General features: G+C 39.6%; 2 protein-coding genes. Both read right to left on the bottom strand.

What is annotated here, in order from left to right; all coding sequences use genetic code 11:
- Positions 1-124: 124 nt before the first annotated feature.
- Positions 125-499: a four helix bundle protein gene (locus F6K18_RS36090; RefSeq protein WP_287528177.1), complete on the bottom strand. Its 375-nt coding sequence runs from the start codon at positions 497-499 to the stop codon at positions 125-127.
- Positions 500-570: 71 nt separating this feature from the next.
- Positions 571-1,188 (bottom strand): methyltransferase, encoded by a 618-nt coding sequence (locus F6K18_RS36085; protein ID WP_287528175.1) that lies wholly within the window; start codon positions 1,186-1,188, stop codon positions 571-573.
- Between the last annotated feature and the right edge of the window lie 278 nt (positions 1,189-1,466).

The raw sequence follows: 1,466 nt of genomic DNA, 5'->3' as shown, positions 1-1,466 counted from the left end.
CTTTTCAAAGCATGGAGGTAAGGCACACAGGGTTGTTTCTCTCATTGGTGGAATATTTTCAGGTAAAAGTATTGCTGTATAATAATTTTAGACTATTTTACCACATTTTTTTCCTAAAGTCCAGTTAATTTTTCTTCTTATCCTTGAGTTTTTCTATCAGAATGTTGAGCATTCTTCCTATTTCATCGCTTAACTCTAAAACAGGTTGTAACTCGGAGTTTTTAAGATCAGATAATCTACCAGTAATTAGCAAATGTGTTTCCAATTCTTTGAGAGATCCATTAGCGATTGAGAGATGATAGATATAATCTCCCAGATGCTGTCTCCCTTTGCCCTCAGCGATGTTAGCTGGAATGGAAACAGCAGCTCGTTGAATTTGGCTGCTCAGTCCATAAATCTCAGTTTTTGGTAACTTAGAAGTGAGTTGGTAGCATAGTACCACCAAGTCCATTGCCCGATTCCAAACCTTTAAGTCTCGATAACTCTTAACTTCGATCACCTGGATCTCCTTTTTCGTTTAGTCGTTATCTCACACCTAAAACCTAAAACCTAATCCCTAACACCTAACCCCTAACACCTAATCCCTTCATCGCACGTATGAAGCTCCGTTAATATCAATGTTAGTTCCGGTTGCGGAGGGGACTTGTCCTGACAATAAGATCTTCCCTCTATAATCAGGGAATCGATCACCAGTCTGCCTCGCTGTCCATTTCGGTTCCATTCCCCCGCAGGAGTTTCTCTTGCAAACTCCAACCTCGCTTGCAGCTTTTCTTGAGTATCAGGAAGAGCGGGTGGATTTAAGTAAATCCGATCAATTTTTCCTTCAAAGTCTGGATTTCCTTTGATCGCATTAAAGCAGTTAGACTGGAATGACTTTAGATGCTTTGGATTGAGATGATTCAATTCCCAGTTTCGCTTTGAAGCCGTAACAGCTTCCGGGTTTAAGTCAGTGCAAATGACCTCTGCTGCCCCATTCTTGGCTGCAACGATTCCAATAACCCCTGAGCCAGCTGCAAAATCCATCACCACTTTTCCAGAACAGTTATCAATGCTAATCAATTCGCACATTGCAAGACAAGAAGGAGAAAAAGGATTCCAAACACTCGGATGACTTTCTGCCAGAATCGTGATGTTGTTACCCAAGCTAAGTTTCAGGATATTATCTTGTTCTTTAATTTCCTGTTTCATGGCTTAATTGACCTCTGTAATTTGATAGAGTTGTTGGGAAATAACATATGTTAGAAAAAAACTCAAACGAAAACTGATATATTTTCTTAGTAATGTGATTACTTATGCTGCCATCAGATATAAGTTCCATAATCCACTTGCTGAAATACATTAGACTTGTCGCGAAATAAAACCTTAAAGTTAAATGGAAAATTCTACCTTTCAATCATTAAATTATGCTGCCATCAGGTAGAAATTCCAGAGTCCAGCCGCTGTGAACATGAAGCGATCGTCGCGCA

Origin of the sequence: Okeania sp. SIO2C2 (assembly GCF_010692625.1) — a bacterium.
In the GTDB taxonomy this organism is placed as follows: Bacteria; Cyanobacteriota; Cyanobacteriia; order Cyanobacteriales; family Microcoleaceae; genus Okeania; species Okeania hirsuta.
This window is presented reverse-complemented; position numbering and strand designations above follow the sequence as displayed.